Raw genomic sequence first — 18258 nt, 5'->3', positions numbered from 1 at the left:
GGACCGGAGCGCCGGGGGGTGCCGAGCGGATCGGAGCGGACTCACACCTTCGGCTGCGCGCTCGTCGCGAGCGATCCGCACAGGGCCGTCGCGCCGCCCGTGGCGTAGGGGTCCGTACCGGCCGGGCCGCCCGTCTTCGCGGACTGGCCGGCCAGCAGGGGGCGCAGGTGGTTCGTGGAGTCCTCGGCACAGGACAGCGGGCCGGCCTGGACGTAGGAGACGATCAGCTGGACCTGGTGGGTGCGCAGGTCGTTGCGGTCGAAGCGGAAGTGCAGCTCGCGGCGGACGGTGAAGAGGGAGGCCGAGGTGTCGGCGCCCGCTCCGGCCGGTCGCAGCGCGTACACGAAGGTGTGGTCCGCGGTGACCTCGAGGGTGGCGGAGTCGGTCTCGGCGGCCTGGAGCGTGCCCTGGACGCGGATGTTGTCGTCGGCCAGCTGGGCCTCGGCGGGGTCGAAGCGGACCAGCCAGCCGGTCGGGGCGTGTCTGCCGTCGGCGGCGGGGTGGCTGAAGCTCTCGTCGAACTGGTCGAGCTGCTCGGCGGCGATCAGCGCCCGCACGGGCCGCACCTGCTGCCGGGTGAGCACCTCCGGGTAGAGGGAGGAGTGCACGATGTACTCCTTGGCCGCGGTCAGGGCGGTGACGACCTGGCTGTCGGAGAAGTGCGCGGTGCGCCGGGAGGCGGGCAGCGGGATGCCCTCGGCGCCGATCCGGAAGTGCGCGGCGGGACTGTGCGCGTACAGCGTGTCCGGGTCGGCCGCCCCCGGCACCACGCCCTGCGGGGCCAGCGGGATGACGGTCATCCGCAGCGGCTCCACGGACCGGCGCGCCAGGGGGCTCTGGTAGGGGTTGCGTACGCCCATGTAGACGGCGGTCCCGAAGGCGACGGCGATCAGCATGACCAGGAACAGCACCTGCCGCGACAGACCCCGGCGCAGGGGCGGGCGACGGCGGACGGCGGGCGCGTGGTCGGCCATGCGCTCCTGCGCGGAGTACTCCTGGATGCGGGCAGCACGGACGAACGATTCGTCGAAGACGACGGATCGGTACTCGTCCTCTCCACCCCCGGGAGTGCCCTCGGGTGTCCCCTCCGGTGGGTCTCCAGGCCCGGCCATACTTTCAGAGTAGGTCGCGCGGACCTCAGGTAAACGCCCCGCCGCACGACAACTTCTGACAGACGCTCAGGGCGTACGCGGAACCGCCGAGACAGGTGGCCGGGAGTGGTCGGCGGACGCCGAGGGGGGTGGCACGCTGCCCTGTTCGAGGCCGGTCGTGGCGGGCGAGGGCAGCTGGTCCCGGCTGCTCGACGAGGCACCCCGGTAGACCGCGGCGAAGGCCAGCGCGACCATGCCGACGCCCATGACCAGGGCGAGCATCCAGGCGACGGGGCGATGCCAGCGGACCTGCCTGCCGTAGGCACCCGGGTCGCCGTAGCGGCGTTCCCAGGCCTCGGGGAGGTCGGCGTCGTCCAGATCGGGATCATGGCCGAAATCGCCGGGTCCGTCCGAGCCGTAGGCGTCGTCGTAGCGGTCGCCGCTGGCGCGGGCGCGGCGGGCCTCGGCCTCCGAGGCCTCGGCTCTCGCCTCGGCGGCGGCCAGGAGGCGTTCGACGGCGGTCGGCTCGTGCACCACGGCCGCCTTGACGAACTCGTCATCGAAGACCACGGAGGCGAACTCTTCGTCCGACACCCCGCGGTCGTGGTCGTCGTCGGGCTCCCAGCCGTCAGGAAACGGCCTGCCCCCCACGTCCTCCGGCACGGATCCAGAGTAGACCTGGGGGGTCGATTTGGGCAGCCGGTAGTCAGATTCGTCCGCCGGATGAGACACCTCTCACGACGCCCCTGAGGGGGTTCTCAGCGCCGTACGTGTCCGTCGCCCGTGACGATGTACTTGGTGCTGGTCAGCTCCGGGAGGCCCATCGGGCCCCGGGCGTGCAGCTTCTGCGTGGAGATGCCGATCTCCGCGCCGAAGCCGAACTGGCCGCCGTCGGTGAAGCGGGTGGAGGCGTTCACCGCCACGGTGGTGGAGTCGACCAACTGGGTGAAACGGCGGGCGGCCTGCTGCGAGGTGGTGACGATGGCCTCGGTGTGGCCGGAGGTCCACAGCCGGATGTGCTCGACGGCCCGGTCCAGGGAGTCGACGACGGCGGCGGCGATGTCGTAGGAGAGGTACTCCGTCTCCCAGTCCTCGGGCGTGGCCTCGACCACGGTCGCCTTGGAGTCCTCGGCGTAGGCGAGCACCCGCTCGTCGGCGTGCACGGTCACGCCCGCCTCCGCGAGGGCGTCCAGTGCACGCGGCAGGAACGCGGGGGCGATGTCCTGGTGGACCAGGAGGGTCTCGGCGGCGTTGCAGACGCTGACCCGGTGCGCCTTGGAGTTGATCAGGATGTCGATCGCCATGTCGAGGTCGGCGTGGGCGTCGACATAGACGTGACAGTTGCCGGTGCCGGTCTCGATGACCGGGACGGTGGACTCCGTGACCACGGTCCGGATGAGCGAGGCGCCGCCGCGCGGGATGAGGACGTCGACCAGGCCGCGGGCCCGCATCAGCTCGCGCACGCTGTCGCGGCCCTCGCCGGGCACCAGCTGCACGGCGTCGGCGGGCAGCCCGGCGCCGCCGACGGCGTCGCGGATCACCCGGACGAGGGCGCTGTTCGACTCGTAGGCGGAGGACGAGCCGCGCAGCAGGACCGCGTTGCCGGCCTTCAGGCAGAGCGCGGCGGCGTCCACGGTGACGTTCGGGCGGGCCTCGTAGATGATGCCGACGACGCCGAGCGGGACGCGGACCTGGCGCAGGTCGATGCCGTTGGGAAGGGTGGAGCCGCGGACCACCTCGCCGACCGGGTCGGGCAGCGCGACGACGTCCCGGACGTCCGAGGCGATGGCCCGCACCCGCTCCGGGGTGAGGGTCAGCCGGTCCACGATCGCCTCGCTGGTGCCCGCCTCCCGGGCCTTGGCGATGTCCTTGGCATTGGCCTCGACGACGTCGCTCGTACGGACCTCCAGCGCGTCCGCGATGGCGAGCAGCGCGTCGTCCTTGGCGGCCCTGGGCAGCGGCGCGAGGTCGGCGGCGGCCGCCTTGGCGCGGTAGGCGGCGCGGGTGACCGGGGACATGGAGTCGTACGGCGAGAGCGTGGTCATAAGGGAAGGGTAGTGCGCCGCGCGGGCCGGTCCACCGCTCGTTCCACACCCCGAGATGTGCCGCCGGAGCACCTCGGGGCCGCCCGGCGAGGGCGTCAGTACGGGTGGACGCCGACCGGGGTCGCCGGGGCCGGTCCGTAGCCCTCCGCGATGCGCTGGTGGTAGGTCTGGCGGTCGATGACCTCCAGGCCGACGATCTCCCAGGGCGGCAGTCCGGCGGTCTGGCGGTGCTCGCCCCACAGGCGCAGGGCGACGGCGGCCGCGTCGTGCAGGTCGCGGGCCTCCTCCCAGTACCGGATCTCGGCGTGGTCGCCCGCGTATCTGCTGGTCAGGAGGAAGGGATGGTCGTGCGCGAGCTGCTCGAGGGCCCGCCGGACCTCTTTCAGCGGGGCCTGCTCGCCGGAGACGCTGAGGGTGACGTGCCACAGCCGGGGCAGGTCCACGGGCTGCTCACCCTTCGACTCGGCGCCCTCCTGGGCCAGGTACCGCTCGCCGGCCGCCACACTGGTCAGCGCGCGCTCCTCGCCCGGCGCGCGCGCCGGCGCGGGCGCCGGACCCGCCGTGCGGGACGGAGCCGGACCGGCCGTACGCGACACCGTCGAACCGGTTTCGCCGGTACTCCCACGGGCCGCTGCCACCCCAGGGCGCACTCGTCTCACGACGGCCTCCTTCACGCAGCGCTCGTGCGGAACGTGTCCCGCGTTCTCTGTCCCCGGAACGAATTTGTCCCTGGGACAAAGTTGAGCAGGCCGCACGGCTCCGCGGGGCGGTTTCACGGAACGTCCCCCACCGGTACGGACCGTTCGAGCGGGTTTACGGGTGCAGGATCACCAGGTCGTCCCGGTGGACGACCTCGCGCTCGTACTCCGCGCCCAGTTCCCGCGCCAGTTCCCTGGTCGACCGCCCGATCAGCTGGGGGATCTCCTTGGCGTCGAAGTTGACGAGACCGCGGGCCACCGCTCGCCCGCGGGTGTCGCGCAGTTCGACGGGGTCGCCCGCGCTGAACTCGCCCTCGACGGCCGCGATCCCGGCCGGCAGCAGCGAGGTGCGCCGCTCGACGACCGCGCGCACGGCGCCGTCGTCCAGGGTGAGCGAGCCCTGCGGGGTGGAGGCGTGCTGGAGCCACAGCAGCCGGTCGGCGGAGCGCCTGCCGGTGGAGTGGAAGAAGGTGCCGGTGTCGCCGCCGGTGAAGGCGTCGGCCGCGTGGACGGCGCTGGTGAGCACCACGGGGATGCCCGCGGCGGCCGCGATCCGGGCGGCCTCGACCTTGGTGACCATGCCGCCGGTGCCGACGCCCGCCTTGCCGGTGCTGCCGATCTCGACGTGCGCGAGGTCCTCGGGGCCGTGCACCTCGGCGATCCGTGAGGTGTCCGGCCTGCCGGGGTCGCCGTCGTACACGCCGTCGACGTCGGACAGCAGGATCAGCAGGTCGGCGTGGACGAGGTGGGCGACGAGCGCGGCGAGCCGGTCGTTGTCGCCGAAGCGGATCTCGTCGGTGGCGACGGTGTCGTTCTCGTTGACGATCGGGAACGCGCCCATCGAGAGCAGCTGGTCGAGGGTGCGGGAGGCGTTGCGGTGGTGGGCCCGACGGCTCATGTCGTCGCTGGTCAGCAGCACCTGCCCGACGCGGACGCCGTAGCGGGCGAAGGAGGCGGTGTAGCGGGCGACGAGCAGGCCCTGGCCGACGCTGGCGGCGGCCTGCTGGCGGGCGAGGTCGCGGGGGCGGCGGCGCAGGCCCAGCGGGGCGAGGCCGGCGGCGATGGCGCCCGAGGAGACGAGCACGATCTCCTTCTCGCCCCCGCTGCGGCTCTTGGCGAGGACGTCGACGAGCGCGTCCACCCGGTCGGCGTCGAGCCCGCCGGAGGCGGTGGTCAGCGACGAGGAGCCGACCTTGACGACGATCCTGCGGGCCTCGCTCACGGCCTGCCTTGCCCCTGCCACCTTGTACTTCGCCCCTTGCGTAGGTCGACGGCTGCCCGCCTGGCAATCTACGCGAACAGGGGCGAGGGCCGCGCGGGAGTTCCACTGCGCGGACATCCCGCAGCTGTAACCGTTCGCTCACTCTTCGTGTACGGCAAAAAGGTTGTACGCGTTCCCCATACGATTTGAAGAGAACACAAATTTATTTTGAAGTTTGTGTCACCTACAGTTCGCCCTGTGAAGCGCATACTCCTGAGATCGGGGAAGAGCCCCTTCGACGTCGTCCCCGTCGAGGAAGCCCTCCACCGCGACGTCATCGCCACCAACTCCGGCAACCTGATCTTCAGTGATGCCGCGCACAAGATCCTCACCACGCCGGACTCCGAGGTCTTCTCCAACGGCATGCGCACGGATGTGAGCGCGGCGGCCCGCATCAACGAGGAGTACGACGCCTTCGTCGTCCCGCTGGCCAACGCCTTCCGGCCGACCTTCGAGCAGCCGCTCCAGCGGCTGACCCGGCTCATATCGAAGCTGAAGATCCCCGTCGTGGTGATGGGCGTCGGGGCGCAGACCGGCGTGACCTACGACCCGGCTCGGCTGAAGCCCATGGAGCCCAGCGTGCGCGCCTTCTGCGCGGCGGTGCTGGAGCACAGCGCGTCCATCGGCGTGCGGGGCGAGTTCACCGAGCAGTACCTGAACGACATGGGCTTCCGGGACGTCGAGGTCATCGGCTGTCCGTCGATGTTCATGCACGGCGACCGGCTGCCCGTCGAGAAGAAGTCGGCGGCGCTGACCCCGGAGTCGCGGATCGCCGTCAACGGCTCGCACACCGCGGTGCGCGGCGGCGGTCTGCACAAGGTCATCACCCGCACCCACGAGCGCTACCCGCACCTGCGCTACATAGGCCAGAACCTCACCGACGCCAAGCAGCTGCACTGGCGGGACGTGGACTCCCCGGCCGGCCGGATCACCGAGATGCCGACCCACCCCGACCACCCGATGTACCGGGAGGACAAGGCCCGGGTCTACATCGACCCGATCACCTGGATCGACGACCTGCGGGACTTCGACTACTCGTTCGGCTCACGCATCCACGGCAATATCGCGGCGCTGCTGGCGGGCACGCCGGCGACCGTGCTGGCCTTCGACTCGCGCACGCTGGAGCTGTGCCGCTACTTCGAGATACCGCACCGGCTGCTCAGCGAGGTGCCCGCGGACCTCGACCCGGCCGCACTGTACGAGGAGGCCGACTTCACGGCGCTCAGCGGCAACCACAAGGAGCGCTTCGACCGGTTCACCGCGTTCCTGGACAAGAACGGGCTGCCGAACACCTTCACCCACGGGGACGGCGGCGTGGCCTTCGAGAAGAAGCTGCGCTCGCTGTCCTTCCCGGCGGGCGTGCGCCCCTGGAACGACGCGGATCTCGCCTCGCTGGCCGACCGGTTCGGCTGGCTCCAGCGGCGGATCACCGAACTGGACGCCCAGAACACCCAGTTGAAGCGGGACCTGCTGAAGAGCCGGCCCGGCGCGAAGGCCGCGGCCAAGGCCGCCGCGGTCATCCCCGCCCCGTCGATCTACCGTCGCGCGAAGCGTGCGGTGGGCGGCCCGCTGCGCCGCGCGCTGAAGCCGGGCAAGTAGGCCCGCCGAGCACGACCGAAGGGCGCTTCGGCCGAACGGCACCACGGTCGGGCGCCACCGGGTCGGGCGGCGCCAGGTCGGGCGGCGCCAGGTCGTCGGGCGGCATCGCACGCCGGTTCACGCGGCTGCCGTGCCGCCCGGTCGCATCGTGCGCCGCAGCCGGCGGAGCCTGCGGCGGACCTTGCGGGTGAAGCCGCGCAGGAAGGTCTCGGTCGGGTCCTTGCGCCAGCCGGGATAGCTCTTCGCCTCGCGGGGCTCGGCCAGGTAGATCCGGTCGGGCAGGCCGGCCGTGCGCGAGCCGTAGTGCGGATAGGCCAGGTAGAGCTGGGTGTTGCGCTTCTTCAGGACCGGCGTCGGCTCGCTCTTGGCCTGGATGAACTCCAGCACGTCCACGAGGAGTTCGGGCCGCCGGCGGGCCACCAGCTCCAGGCGCAGCCGCTCGTGGACCAGGAGCCGCTGGGCGACTCCCTCGTTCCAGTAGGCGTCCATCAGCGGCTCGGCCAGCTCCAGCTTGGTGCGGCGGATCTCCTCGTCGTTCCTGAGGAAGACCGGCCCGAACTGCGGCAGCACGGTGACGAGGAACGGACGGACCATGAGCACGTCCCGCTTGGCACCGGGCGGCACGAGCCGCTCCAGCAGGCCCATCAGGGCGCGCGCGGAGTCGAAGCGCAGGGTGTAACTCCCGCTCTTCGTCACGTGCTTGCCGTCGGTACGGCCCACCAGGTAGTAGCAGGTGTAGTCGGCGAGGACGGAGACGCCGTCGGCCCGCAGATAGGCCTCCATCGTGAACAGGGCGTCCTCGCCGGTCCACAGTGACTCGTCGAAGCGCATGCCGTGGCGCTCCAAGAACTCCCGGCGGAACAGCTTCTGGGCGCTGAGGGTGAACTTGATGTTGGAGGAGTAGACGTCCGTGCGGTCGAGGGTCTCGCCCCACATCGACCTCGGCGGCTTGCGGTTGATGCCCTCGACCCGGCCGAGGACGACGTCCGTGCCGTTGCGGTCGGCCATGGCGACCATGCGCTCCAGAGCCTCGGCGCCGAGCCGGTCGTCGGCGTCGAGGAAGAAGACATAGCGCCCGGCGGCCTTGGAGAGGCCGACGTTGCGCGGGCCGCTGGGGCCTCCGGAGTTCTCCTGGCGGACCACGGTGACGGCCATGGGCACGCGGGCGGCGAACTCCTCCAGGTACTCCCCGGTGCCGTCCCGGGAGCCGTCGTCCACGGCGACGACCTCGAAGCGTGCCGCGTCCAGGGTCTGCGCCTCGACCGATGCCAGGCAATCGACCAGGTACGGCATCGCTTCGTACGCCCCGATGACCACCGTGACGTCAGGCTGCGCGGTCACTTGTCCCTCTCATCACGCACCGGTACCTCACATGAACACTTTGGATACCCGGTAGACGATGGATGAACGGGGCGGGTTGCCTGGGTTTCGGCACGTGTCCCACATCACAGAACACACGAAAGGCCGGGTCCCCGGAGAGAACTCTCCGGGGACCCGGCCTCAGGAAACACGGGCGTCAGCCGGCCGTGACACCCCTGGAATCCTTGGGCAGTTCCGTCGCGTCGTCCGGCGCGGCACCGACCGCGTCGTCCATCGTGACCGCGTGGGACTCCTGGCCGACGTTGCGGGCCTCGGCCTTCAGCGCGAGATCGGTGATCGCGGAGTCGAACTGTTCGAGCGAGGTGGGCTCGTCCGGTCCGAGCAGGTACTCCTTGAGTTCCTTGCGGTCCTTGGCCAGCGGATCGGCGGCCGGGTCGCGGACGGCGTCCAGCAGCTGGTCCAGCTCGGCGGCGTCGTTGCCGAGGATGACCGCCGCGCGCACGGCGGTGTTCTGCCGCCTGAACTCCTCGGCGCCCAGCTCCGCGGAGTCCGCGACCGCATACGGTTTGCCGCTCGCGATGAAGTCGGAGACCACGCTGGAGATGTCCGAGACCATCGCCTCGGAGGCGTTGAAGCAGTCGTACAGACGGGGTTCGGCGCCGGTGATCACCCGGTGCTCGAAGGAGGGGAAGGAGCGCCAGTAGGCCTCGTTCCACTCGGCGCGCAGCCGGGCGGCCTCCTCGTGCTTGCGGAGGTCGACGATGCCGTCACGGCTCGTCACGGCTTCGTCGGCGCGCTCGTCGAACGCGAGGGAGAGACCGTCCAGCCGGGCCTTCAGACGGGTCAGTTGCGCCTTGGCCTCGGCCTCGGCCGCCGGGTCGGCGGTGAAGCGGGGGTCGCCCGCGCGCTGGGCGGCGGCCTTCTTGATCAGGGCCGTGATCCGCCGGTGCGCGGCGCCCGCCTTGGCGCTGCGGGTGCCGGTGAAGGGGTGCGGCTTGTACAGGACGCGGACCGGGGGTTCGGCCGCGACCAGCTTCTTGACGATGTTCTCGCCGGCCAGCAGGAGCGAGGTGTTGCCCGGGTTGTCGTCCCAGCCCTCCCAGGTGGGCGCGTACAGCACGGTGGGGATGCGCCCCTCGGGCGCGCCCTGCCACGTCCTGATCGGCGCCAGCTGCGGGCGGCCGACCTCCACGATGTCCTCGTCGCGGATACCGACGTCGGCGATGGCGTAGCGGTCGCGGCCCGCGCGGCCGGCGGTCCACACCTCGTCGTAGACCTTGCTGAACGGGTTGACGCTGGCGAGCTTGTCGCTGTCGCCGTGGCCGATGAAGACGTGCTTCATGGTCGGCACCCGCAGCAGGTGGATGTTCTTGCCGACGTTCGCGCAGTACAACGCGACCCGCACCATGGACAGGTCCATGTTCATCAGGTGCACCCCCCCGGGCACGCAGACGACAGGGACCGACGTGGGCGCCATCTTCTCCAGGACGGTGCGCTCACGCAGGATGACCAGGGGCCGCGACTCCATCTGCTCCATGGTCTCCAGCCACATGTTGACCTGGTAGGCGGAGTCGTCGGAGCCCGAGAAGTACAGCACCGTCTGCGGCCGGTACTCGCGCAGCCAGGCGCTGACCGTGCCGAGGACCTTGTCGGCCTTCGGCGGCAGCCGCTTCGCCCGCAGGTACGGCACCAGCGCCAGCACGTACAGCGCGCTCAGGACCAGGGTGACGCCGATACCGACGAAGCCCGCGGTCTCGGAGTCGGTGATCGCGCAGACGAGGAGTCCCACGACGGCCGCGAGGTCGAGGTGGAGCATCTTCACGGTGGCGCGGCTCAGCAGCCGGCGCGGCGGGGCGTCCGGTATGCGCAGCCTGGAGGCCAGGTCGACGTTCCTGGTCACGACCGGCATCTGACGGCGCTTGCCGATCAGGGTGACCAGCGCGCCGTGCGGGGCCTGGAGACCGAAGAACACCGTGAAGCACGCGATCGCCGCGTAGAAGACCGGCTCCTGCGAGAGGTCGAGTCTCGCCAGCAGCAGGATCAGCAGCAGCTCGCGGACCAGGAACCGGGTGGACAGACCGGCCCGCACCTTGCCCAGGAGGGCGATGAGACGACTGCCTTTGCGGTGGAGGTAGAGGTCCGCCAGGTAGGTCACGGCGGCCGCGGCGGCGAAGGCGGGGGCGCTCGGGACGAGCGCGGCCGCCATGAGGCCGGGGTAGCCCAGCGTCATGAGGACCGCCGCGGCCAATTCGGCCGCGCTGCCCACCCGGGCTACGCGAATAGCGGTGGATATCACGGAGAAACCTGCTCTGGGAGGGGGCCGGTCATAGGTACTAAAAGTCCGGAAAATCCTTTGTGAAGGTTTCGGGAGTTTTACGGATTCAGGCCCCTGTGAATTCTCCGTAAACAGGGAGCCACAGAGGCCTGAAAATTCGATGGCTATTTACGACGGATTATGCCATGCCATCCTGTCGGTCGAGCACTCCGGCCAGGGCCTGCTCGAAGCCCGACGCCCGGCCCGCGGCCGCCGTCGGGTCCTGCTGGCGGACGTCGATGACATGCCCGGTGAGCTCGGAGAGCAGCACGTCGAGCGAGGTGCGGGCGACGGCCTCGGAGGAGAGCAGACTGCCCGACGGCTCCTGCCCGAAGGCCTTGGTGCGCATGGGCGTGGCCGTGCGCTCCGGGTTGACGCAATTCACCCGGATACCGTCACCGGCCCACTCGTCGGAGAGGGCCTGGGTGAGATTCACCATGGCCGCCTTGGTCGAGGAGTACAGGCTGTACTCGGCGCGTCCCCGGGTGTAACTGCTGGAGGTGTACAGCAGCAGCTGACCCTTGGTCTCCGCCAGGTACTTGTACGCCGAACGGGCGATCTGCACCGGCGCCAGGTAGTTGACTTTCAGCGCTTCCTCGATGGTCGCGTTGTCCGTCTCGGCCAGCTTGCCGATGCGCAGGACTCCCGCGGTGTTGACGACGTGGTCGATGCGCCCGGTCTCGCTGTACGCCTTGGACAGGGCGTCGTCGACCTCCTCCGGGTTCTCCACGTGCGTGCCGGTGGTGGAGCGGCCCAGCGCGTAGACCGTGGCCCCGTAGGACTCGGCGAGTTCGGCGATGTCCTTGCCGATGCCGTACGAACCGCCGAAGACGACCACGGTCTTGCCGGTGAGGAGCTCGCGGTAGACCTCCTCGCCCATCTGCTCGGGGGCGGCCGAGGAGGCCAGCTGGAAGAGCTTGTCGGCGATGAAGACGTCGACCGGCTGGGTCACCTTCATGTTGTACTCGTCGCCCGCCACGACGTGGATCGGCACGTCGGGCAGGTAGCGCAGCACGACGGTGCAGTCGTCGGTGGCCTGGAAGTTCGGGTCGCCCGCCGCCACCTCGTAGGCCCGGCGGATGGTGGACAGCTTGAACGCCTGCGGGGTCTGACCCCGGCGCAGCCGGGAGCGGTCCGGGATCTCGGTGATGAACTCGCCGTCGTCGCCGTGGGTGCGCGTGACGATGATGGTGTCCGCGGACGGGATGGCGACGTCGACCGCCTGGTAGCGCTCGAGCGCCGTGACGCAGTCGTCGATGACCCGCTGCGAGAGCAGGGGACGCACGGCGTCGTGGAAGAGGACGTTGAGGTCCTCGCCGTCGGCCAGCCCCTCGCCCAGGGCCGCGATGGCGCGCTCGGTGGTCTCGTTCCGGGTGGAGCCGCCCTCGATGATCTTCCGGACCTTCTTGAAACCGGCCTTGGACACGATCTTCTCGATGTCCGGCACATAGCCCGGCGCCATCAGCACGATGATCTCGTCGATCGAGTCGGCCTTCTCGAAGGTGGTCAGGGTGTGCTCGATGACTGCCTTGCCGGCGATCTTCAGCAGCTGCTTGGGGATCGACAGACCCACCCGCTGGCCGGTGCCACCGGCCAGGATCACTGCGGTGGTTCGGGGCTTGGCTATGTGCTGGGACACAGAAGACCTACCTTGGGGCGACAGGGAACGGGGAAATGGTCCCACTTGCGGTTACCGCGATGCAAGGTGAGCGCCGTTCGCTGCAAATGTGTACGCAACCCGGCATTCACCTTGCGTCGCCGACGATTGGCCGGACACGCTCGCGGCTTCCCATGGATGGTCCCTGGAAATCCTGTGAGTTACTGCACAACGAGTATCTCATTGCCGAGAGTGACCGAGTGACACGTACAAGGACGTGCCGGAGAACGTCAGTGCCGTCGCAGCCGCTCGAGACAGCGATGCCCGAGAACCCGTACGAGTTCCTTCGACGAGGTCCGGTGCACCGGGCGTGCCAAGGCCCCGCCGGGCCCCGCGGCCACCGCGGCGAGCGCCCCGTACAGGGCCTGAGCGGCCACCTCGGGCGCGATCAGGGCCCGCTCCGGCTCCGGCCGGCCGGCGGGCTCCGGCTCGGCGGACAGCAGGGCCGGGTCACCGATCACCCGCACCCCCGCCGCGCCGATCCGCACGGCCGTCCCGGCGCCGATGGCGGTGGCCGCCCGGACCGCCCACTCGGGTGTGCGGATCCTCACGTCGTGTGACGTGGGACTGCACGTGTTCTTCATATGCATGACCGCGCCGTTACGAACCAGCTGGGAATAGAGCTCGTCGGGGAGGCCATTACCGCGGAATTCCTTGTTGAGGGTGCGCAGCATTTCGGTCTCGGCGAGGGTGAGAGAGCGATTCGCGGTGTCCGGAACGGGTTGAAGGAGATTCGCAGGGAGCCCGAGCAGTCTCTCGAAGGTACGCATCAGCCCACCCCGGTCCCGGTCGTCCACCACGACGACGGTGACCCGGTCGGACCCGACCACCCGCACCCACCGCTCCACCAGACGGTCGTGCCGGTGCCGGCGCCAGAAGCTGGGGGTGGGCTTCTCGTAGGGGGCCTTGCGGAGCATGTGCTCCAGCCAGTCCTCGTAGCCCATGCGCAGGCCGTTCTGCACGTACTGCTGCCACTGCGAGGGCAGGACCCTCACCAGCGGGCGCAGCGTGACCAGCACGTGCACCGGCTCCCCGCCGAGCTGCCCGACGATCCGCTCGGCGGTCGCGTCGTCCGGGGCGTCGGCGAAGAACTCGCTGCTGACCACGGCGGTGTGGCGGCCGGCGGCGCGCACCTGGTCCACGAGCCGCGTCCAGTGCCGTTCGGTGGGGGTGGTGTCGCCGATCATCCCGGGGCGGGAGCAGGCCGCGAGCACGGCCTGCATGGGGTGTCTGCTCTGCGCCGGGTACGCGACGCCGTACGCCGGCAGCTTCTCCTTCGCCGCGAAGAGGGCGCCCTGGATCGAGGTGGTCCCGGTCTTGTGCGGCCCTATGTGCAGCAGCCGGGTGCCGGTGGGCAGCGGGATGGGTCCCGCGGGGGTCGAGGCGCCGTCACTCGTACAGTCCGTGGGATGCGTACAGTCCGTCTCCATGGTCAAGGGACGGTAAGAGAGGTTCCTTGGGGGACGCTGAGAGGACCCTGAGGCGCGGATGAGTCCCGGGCTGCGGTCAGCGCCTTTCCCGGCAGGGTCCTCACACCCACGATCAGCCTCACGTGCGGGTTGCCGGCCCTCATCGGGTCCCACCGGGCGTGGAAGGCGGCCTGGTCCCGGTCGCCGTTGCCGGAGATCGAGGTGCCGACGAACTCGGCGCCGACGACGGCGGAGCCGGGGTCGGCAAAGTCCTTCCTCAGGTCGCTGATCGTGGTCATGTGCCGGTCGCCGCCGAGCACCACCGGGTTGCGGACCGAGGCGAACTCCTCCAGGAGGGCGTTGCGTTCGGCCTGGTGACCGTCCCGGGCGTCGTGGTACCCCTGCTTGCCGGGACCGGCCGGCAGTTCGGTCTCCGCCGGGGAGACAACGAGAGACCCGTGGTGGCCGGCCTGCGGAAGGCCGGCCACCACGGGTCTCGAGGAACGGGGCCCGGAGGGGCTAGAAGGGCTCGAAGCCCTCGAACTCCTGGGTCGCCTCGTCGCGTTCGGCCTGCTTGTCCCGGCGGCGCTGGGTCGCGGGACGCGGCTCCTCGAAGCGGTGGTCCTCGCCGCGTCGGCCGAGCATCTCGGCGCCGGCCGTCACCGACGGCTCCCAGTCGAAGACGACCGCGTTGTCCTCGGGGCCGATGGCGACGCCGTCGCCGCCGCGGGCGCCCGCCTTCATCAACGCGTCCTCCACACCGAGGCGGTTGAGCCGGTCGGCGAGGTAGCCGACGGCCTCGTCGTTGTTGAAGTCGGTCTGGCGCACCCAGCGCTCGGGCTTCTCGCCCCGGACGCGGAAGAGACCGTCCTCCTCCAGCGTGACGGTGAAGCCGGTGTCGTCGACCGCCTTCGGGCGGATGACGATCCGGGTCGCCTCCTCCTTCGGCTTGGCCGCGCGCGCCGCGCCCACCATCTCGGCGAGGGCGAAGGACAGCTCCTTCAGACCGAGGTGGGCGACCGCGGACACCTCGAAGACGCGGTAGCCGCGCGCCTCCAGGTCCGGGCGGACCATCTCGGCGAGGTCCTTGCCGTCCGGTACGTCGATCTTGTTCAGGACCACGAGCCGCGGCCGGTTGCCGAGGCCGCCGTACTGCTTGAGCTCCTCCTCGATGATGTCGAGGTCGGAGAGCGGGTCGCGCTCGGACTCCAGGGTCGCCGTGTCCAGCACGTGCACCAGGACGCTGCACCGCTCGACGTGGCGCAGGAACTCCAGCCCCAGGCCCTTGCCCTGGCTGGCGCCCGGGATGAGGCCCGGCACGTCGGCGATCGTGTAGACCGTGGAGCCGGCCGTCACCACGCCCAGGTTCGGGACCAGGGTCGTGAAGGGGTAGTCCGCGATCTTCGGCTTGGCGGCGGACAGCACGGAGATCAGCGAGGACTTGCCCGCGCTCGGGTAGCCGACGAGAGCCACGTCGGCGACCGTCTTCAGCTCCAGGACGATGTCCTGGAGGTCACCGGGCACGCCGAGCAGCGCGAAGCCGGGCGCCTTGCGGCGGGCCGAGGACAGCGCCGCGTTGCCGAGGCCGCCGCGGCCGCCCTGGGCGGCGATGTACGAGGTGCCGTTGCCGACCAGGTCCGCCAGCACGTTGCCGGCCTTGTCCTGGACGACGGTGCCGTCCGGGACCGGCAGGATCAGGTCCTGGCCGTCCTTGCCCGAGCGGTTGCCGCCCTCGCCGGGCTTGCCGTTGGTGGCGTTGCGGTGGGGCTTGTGGTGGTAGTCGAGGAGCGTGGTGACCGACTGGTCGACGACCAGGATCACGTCGCCGCCACGGCCGCCGTTGCCCCCGTCGGGGCCACCGAGCGGCTTGAACTTCTCACGGTGGACGGAGGCACAGCCGTGGCCTCCGTTACCCGCGGCGACATGGAGTTCGACGCGGTCCACGAAGGTGGTCATGTGGGTGCCTCCAGCACTGCGAAAAACGTACGGGTTTCTTACTGCCTAACACGCGAAAGGCGGACCCGCCTTCCCGCACGGGAAGTGAGGTCCGCCTCGCGAAAGCTTCCGATCGGTTACCTGACGGGTCAGGCGACCGGAACGATGTTCACGACCTTGCGGCCACGGTGGGTACCGAACTCCACCGCACCGGCGTTCAGCGCGAACAGCGTGTCGTCGCCGCCACGGCCGACGCCCGCACCGGGGTGGAAGTGGGTGCCGCGCTGGCGGACCAGGATCTCACCCGCGTTGACGACCTGACCGCCGAAGCGCTTCACGCCGAGCCGCTGGGCATTGGAGTCGCGACCGTTCCGGGTGGACGATGCGCCCTTCTTGTGTGCCATGTCTCCTCAGTCCCTTACTTCGCAGCCGCGGGGATCTCAGTGACCTTGATCGCCGTGTACTGCTGGCGGTGGCCCTGACGACGGCGGTAGCCGGTCTTGTTCTTGTAGCGAAGGATGTCGATCTTCACACCCTTGTGGTGGTCCACGACCTCGGCCTGGACCTTGATGCCGGCCAGCACCCACGGGTCGCTGGTCACAGCGTCGCCGTCGACAACGAGCAGGGTCGAGAGCTCGACCGTGTCGCCAACCTTGGCAGTGGAAATCTTGTCAACCTCAACGATGTCACCGACAGCAACCTTGTGCTGGCGGCCACCGCTGCGCACGATGGCGTACACGCGGATCTCACTCTCTCGCTCTGGGACGGCATCCCCGCAGTCCAGCCGTCCGGGAACGAACACGGACGGCCTCTCCCGACCACCGAGGTAACCGGCACCCGGGAGGAAGAGGGTTTACGGGGATGTGGCGTGTCAGCCGACACGCCGAGGGTCAAGGCTACGGGGCCCGGCTTGAGGGGTCAAACCGGGCCGGGCGCCCGCCATCGACACCCCTCAGGGATCACGGTTGCATCACAGAACCCTCGCACCCCTTTGCCGAAGGTCCCACAACACACCGCTATGCCCCGATCCCTCTCCGGCGCACCTCGACTCCCCTTCGGCTGAACTTCTCACGACCATCACGAAAACCTCCGGGTTTCACATACGATCCACATTCACTGCCAAACAAGATCATCTGTTGATCATGGCCGATCAACACCCTTGGGGGGGACCAGAGTTATGGCTGGAAAGAGGCGTGCCGAAATCGGCCGGAGACGGTTCATCCGGCTGGCCGGGGGCGGCGCCGCGGGGGTGGCGGTCGTAGGTGGCGGAGCCGTCACGGCGATGGCGACCGGGGTCTTCGAGTCGCCCACGCCGACCGACCCGTTCGCCAACATGCCGCGGTCGATCGCGCTGAGCCTGCCTCCCGGCACGGGCACGGAGTCCATACCCGTGCCGCCGCTGCCGGACCCGCTGGAAGGCGGCAGCGTCAGCGAGCCGAGCGCCGGCACGCGCATCCCGTACACCGGTGGCACGCCGACCGAGACGGACGTCCCGACCACCCTGCCGTTCGAGTTCCAGAAGGCCGGCTACCAGATCGTCCCCGATCTGCCGGAGGCCATGAAGCCGTGGCGCAACCGCGCCACCACCTGGGCCAACGTCAACCTCTCCTCGGGCGACTACCACCTGAACGCCGACGGTGTGTACATGAAGTACACGGCCGACGGGAAGTCGTACGACCACCCCGTGGGGCAGATCCAGTTCGGCCTCGGCTGCATCACCAGCTACCGCGTCGAGACCGACCCGACCCGCAAGGCGGTGTTCCTCCAGCGCGCCAAGGCCCAGGCCGACCGGCTGATCGCCAAGCGCGTCGAGACCCGCGGCGCCTGGTACTTCCCGTACCCCTTCGACTTCACCCACGCCGAGCACAGCGGTGTCGTCTACAAGGCACCCTGGTACTCCGGCATGGCCCAGGGCGAGGCGATCAGCCTCTTCGCCCAGCTCGCCGGCCTGGAGGACGGGCTCAGCGCGGACGAGCGGGCCCTGTACCGCACGGCCGCCGACGGCGCCTTCGCCTCGCTGCTGCGCGCCGACAACGCCAACCCGTGGGTGGTGAACAAGGACAGGGCGGGCTACCTCTGGATCCAGGAGTACCCGTTCAAGGCGGCCGGCACGGGCGACTACACGTACAACGGCATGATCTTCGCGATGTTCGGCCTCTGGGACTACCACCGGCTGACCGGGAACGAGCTCGCCGCCCAGCTGTACGACGGCGCCTGCACCACGATCGCCCGGTACTTCACGCTGCTGCGCAACCCGCGCTGGTTCTCCTACTACTGCCAGACGCACCGGATCCCGGCGAACACCTACCACCACCACCACATCACGCTCTGGCAGCAGCTCAACTGGCAGACCGACAGCTCGGTCTTCGCCCACCAGCTGGACATGCTGATCGAGGACGTCCCGCCGGGCGTGAAGACCGGCTCGGTGATCGCCATCGCCGCCGGCACCCACACCCTGTACAAGCTGGACACCAAGGCCGACGGCAGCTGGGTCAAGGCCAAGGCCGACAAGATCCTCAGCTCGAAGAAGGTCGTCTTCGCCCGCGCCACCCAGGCGCCGATCGACATGCGCCGACGCATCCAGGGCGCGGGCGTCTGGTACCGGATCAGCGCCGGAGCGTACAAGGGCTACTGGATCGGGGAGGCCTACCCGAAGGCGTTCCTGCGCGGTGAGCACGTCACCGTCACCTACAAGGTGCCCCGCACGCTCACGATCGCCGCGAACGCCACCGCCGAGGCCGTCGACTTCGGCACCAACGGCGTGGCCGGCACGCTCAGGACCCTGAAGTACTCCGCGCCGAAGACCCTCCAGTTCGACCGCAGGGCGATCGTGAACGGGCGGTCGATGGTGCGGATCACCTCGGAGGAGCTCGCCGGGTACTGGATCCCGGCCAACCAGGTCACCACCGACGGACACTGAGCGAACGCG

General features: G+C 70.0%; 15 protein-coding genes. 2 read left to right on the top strand and 13 right to left on the bottom strand.

Annotated features, from left to right (window positions below; translation table 11 throughout):
* Positions 1 to 41: 41 nt before the first annotated feature.
* From AOQ37_RS34595 to proB, 5 genes are all read right to left on the bottom strand, one after another.
* A complete protein-coding gene (locus AOQ37_RS34595; protein ID WP_062650514.1) occupies positions 42 to 1112 on the bottom strand; it encodes an SCO2583 family membrane protein in 1071 nt (356 codons plus the stop codon).
* Between the two features lie 66 nt (positions 1113 to 1178).
* A complete protein-coding gene (locus AOQ37_RS34590) occupies positions 1179 to 1754 on the bottom strand; it encodes an SCO2584 family spore wall biosynthesis protein (RefSeq protein ID WP_062650512.1) in 576 nt (191 codons plus the stop codon).
* A gap of 95 nt (positions 1755 to 1849) precedes the next feature.
* The gene (locus AOQ37_RS34585) at positions 1850 to 3136 is read right to left on the bottom strand and encodes a glutamate-5-semialdehyde dehydrogenase (RefSeq protein WP_062650511.1); all 1287 of its coding nucleotides are present in this window, start codon (positions 3134 to 3136) and stop codon (positions 1850 to 1852) included.
* 95 nt (positions 3137 to 3231) lie between these two features.
* Positions 3232 to 3732 carry a DUF8830 family protein gene (locus AOQ37_RS34580; RefSeq protein WP_062650599.1) on the bottom strand — a complete coding sequence of 167 codons (501 nt, stop codon included), beginning with the start codon at positions 3730 to 3732 and terminating at the stop codon, positions 3232 to 3234.
* Positions 3733 to 3949: 217 nt separating this feature from the next.
* On the bottom strand, positions 3950 to 5056 hold the full coding sequence (proB, locus tag AOQ37_RS34575; RefSeq protein WP_062650509.1) for a glutamate 5-kinase: 1107 nt from the start codon (positions 5054 to 5056) through the stop codon (positions 3950 to 3952).
* A 237-nt stretch (positions 5057 to 5293) separates the two neighbouring features.
* Between proB and AOQ37_RS34570 the strand changes: the two genes are divergently transcribed.
* Complete coding sequence (locus AOQ37_RS34570) at positions 5294 to 6694, top strand: polysaccharide pyruvyl transferase family protein (protein ID WP_062650507.1); 1401 nt, start codon at positions 5294 to 5296, stop codon at positions 6692 to 6694.
* 117 nt (positions 6695 to 6811) lie between these two features.
* Here the strand turns inward: AOQ37_RS34570 and AOQ37_RS34565 are convergent, their stop codons facing one another.
* The 8 genes from AOQ37_RS34565 to rplU all read right to left on the bottom strand — a co-directional run bounded on the left by AOQ37_RS34565 (position 6812) and on the right by rplU (position 16068).
* Positions 6812 to 8035 carry a glycosyltransferase family 2 protein gene (locus tag AOQ37_RS34565; RefSeq protein ID WP_199825129.1) on the bottom strand — a complete coding sequence of 408 codons (1224 nt, stop codon included), beginning with the start codon at positions 8033 to 8035 and terminating at the stop codon, positions 6812 to 6814.
* A gap of 175 nt (positions 8036 to 8210) precedes the next feature.
* On the bottom strand, positions 8211 to 10310 hold the full coding sequence (locus AOQ37_RS34560; RefSeq protein ID WP_234437104.1) for a CDP-glycerol glycerophosphotransferase family protein: 2100 nt from the start codon (positions 10308 to 10310) through the stop codon (positions 8211 to 8213).
* Positions 10311 to 10467: 157 nt separating this feature from the next.
* The gene (locus AOQ37_RS34555; protein WP_062650502.1) at positions 10468 to 11967 is read right to left on the bottom strand and encodes a bifunctional cytidylyltransferase/SDR family oxidoreductase; all 1500 of its coding nucleotides are present in this window, start codon (positions 11965 to 11967) and stop codon (positions 10468 to 10470) included.
* Positions 11968 to 12215: 248 nt separating this feature from the next.
* Entirely contained in the window at positions 12216 to 13415 is a 1200-nt protein-coding gene (locus tag AOQ37_RS34550; protein ID WP_062650500.1) for a hypothetical protein, read from the bottom strand.
* Positions 13416 to 13417: 2 nt separating this feature from the next.
* Positions 13418 to 13882 carry an alkaline phosphatase D family protein gene (locus AOQ37_RS34545; RefSeq protein WP_374701568.1) on the bottom strand — a complete coding sequence of 155 codons (465 nt, stop codon included), beginning with the start codon at positions 13880 to 13882 and terminating at the stop codon, positions 13418 to 13420.
* Between the two features lie 31 nt (positions 13883 to 13913).
* The gene (gene obgE, locus AOQ37_RS34540) at positions 13914 to 15350 is read right to left on the bottom strand and encodes a GTPase ObgE (RefSeq protein WP_062650496.1); all 1437 of its coding nucleotides are present in this window, start codon (positions 15348 to 15350) and stop codon (positions 13914 to 13916) included.
* Positions 15351 to 15478: 128 nt separating this feature from the next.
* Complete coding sequence (gene rpmA, locus AOQ37_RS34535; RefSeq protein ID WP_007381992.1) at positions 15479 to 15733, bottom strand: 50S ribosomal protein L27; 255 nt, start codon at positions 15731 to 15733, stop codon at positions 15479 to 15481.
* A 14-nt stretch (positions 15734 to 15747) separates the two neighbouring features.
* Positions 15748 to 16068 carry a 50S ribosomal protein L21 gene (gene rplU, locus AOQ37_RS34530; RefSeq protein ID WP_007381993.1) on the bottom strand — a complete coding sequence of 107 codons (321 nt, stop codon included), beginning with the start codon at positions 16066 to 16068 and terminating at the stop codon, positions 15748 to 15750.
* Between the two features lie 438 nt (positions 16069 to 16506).
* Here rplU and AOQ37_RS34525 point away from each other — a divergent pair, with 438 nt between their 5' ends.
* Complete coding sequence (locus AOQ37_RS34525; protein ID WP_062650494.1) at positions 16507 to 18249, top strand: D-glucuronyl C5-epimerase family protein; 1743 nt, start codon at positions 16507 to 16509, stop codon at positions 18247 to 18249.
* Positions 18250 to 18258: the final 9 nt, after the last annotated feature.

It is taken from the genome of Streptomyces maremycinicus (genome assembly GCF_001184025.1).
GTDB lineage: Bacteria > Actinomycetota > Actinomycetes > Streptomycetales > Streptomycetaceae > Streptomyces > Streptomyces maremycinicus.
The sequence above is the reverse complement of the archived record's forward strand: the minus strand, read 5'-3'. Positions and strand labels throughout refer to the sequence as shown.

What these genes read in the sequence shown, in the direction of transcription:
- AOQ37_RS34595 (WP_062650514.1), bottom strand. Translation starts at nt 1,112, where the DNA reads ATGGCCGGGCCTGGAGACCCACCGGAGGGGACACCCGAGGGCACTCCC.
- AOQ37_RS34585 (WP_062650511.1), bottom strand. Translation starts at nt 3,136, where the DNA reads ATGACCACGCTCTCGCCGTACGACTCCATGTCCCCGGTCACCCGCGCC.
- AOQ37_RS34550 (WP_062650500.1), bottom strand. Translation starts at nt 13,415, where the DNA reads ATGGAGACGGACTGTACGCATCCCACGGACTGTACGAGTGACGGCGCC.
- obgE (WP_062650496.1), bottom strand. Translation starts at nt 15,350, where the DNA reads ATGACCACCTTCGTGGACCGCGTCGAACTCCATGTCGCCGCGGGTAAC.
- rpmA (WP_007381992.1), bottom strand. Translation starts at nt 15,733, where the DNA reads ATGGCACACAAGAAGGGCGCATCGTCCACCCGGAACGGTCGCGACTCC.
- AOQ37_RS34525 (WP_062650494.1), top strand. Translation starts at nt 16,507, where the DNA reads ATGGCTGGAAAGAGGCGTGCCGAAATCGGCCGGAGACGGTTCATCCGG.